Here is a 941-nt window from a genome sequence, read left to right as displayed (position 1 = left end):
CTCGCCATGTCAATGATTTGGGGAGGCCCGCATGTTTCTCAACTAGAAACTGCACAAATTGAACTCGAATCATGGCCTCAGCAAGCCAAAGAGCAAGCCTGGTCTGCTTATGGCAGCCGCATAATGAAGTACAACAAGATCTTTGAGCGTCACAGACAACGCATCATCTCAAATGGTGCCTACGATGATAGTATTTACCATCAGTTGAATGCGATTGAATTGGTTAATGAAGAAAATCTGTTCCGTTAGGCGCTAAGTTAGCCCATGCCTCCCAGACGTTTTAAGGGAGGCATGGTTCCTTATTTAAAGCTGTCTCCCCCTGATCCAATCAAAAGCTTCTTCCGTAACTTAAAAACCGGAACGGTTAATGCATTATCCCACTTATATTATTGAGTAGTGATAGGCTCCCTACCATGAAGACAGCTGACAAACAGGCATTTATAAAGGGCAACAAGCTACCTGAGTCCTATTTAACTCAGGCCTCAATTTGGTTTGACCCGCTGGTTAAGACTATTATCAAGCACCATAAAGGTGCACAAAAAACCATAATTGTTGGATTAAATGGTTGCCAAGGCTCTGGAAAGACTACTTTGGCAGACTACCTTTCCCTGTCGTTCCAGGCCGAAGGTTTAAAGAGTCTATCCATCTCTATCGACGACTTTTACCTTACGCACGACCAACGCCAGCACTTGGCACGCGACATTCACCCCATGCTTAAAACACGAGGCGTGCCCGGCACCCACGACCTAAATTTGGCCCTGAATACACTGCATGCACTAAAAAGTCACAACCAAGAGATCTCTATACCTCGATTCGATAAAGCTACCGATGATCGCTTTCCAGAATGCAGCTGGCCAAAAGTAGAAGCACCTTTAGATATAATTATTTTGGAAGGCTGGTGTCTGGGGATCCCCGCTCAAGCTGAGGAGCGACTTAAAGAA

The 941-nt window shown here is 45.3% G+C and carries 1 protein-coding gene and 1 pseudogene; both read left to right on the top strand.

The genetic code is table 11. From position 1 onward, the window contains the following. Window positions 1-249 (top strand): hypothetical protein (locus tag A3763_RS28975; RefSeq protein WP_197483020.1); only part of this gene is annotated, 249 nt, incomplete at its 5' end. A 164-nt stretch (window positions 250-413) separates the two neighbouring features. Next, a pseudogene (locus A3763_RS20505) lies at window positions 414-941 on the top strand (hypothetical protein); the annotation flags it as partial.

The sequence above is a fragment of the Oleiphilus sp. HI0128 genome (assembly GCF_001635365.1).
This window is presented reverse-complemented; position numbering and strand designations above follow the sequence as displayed.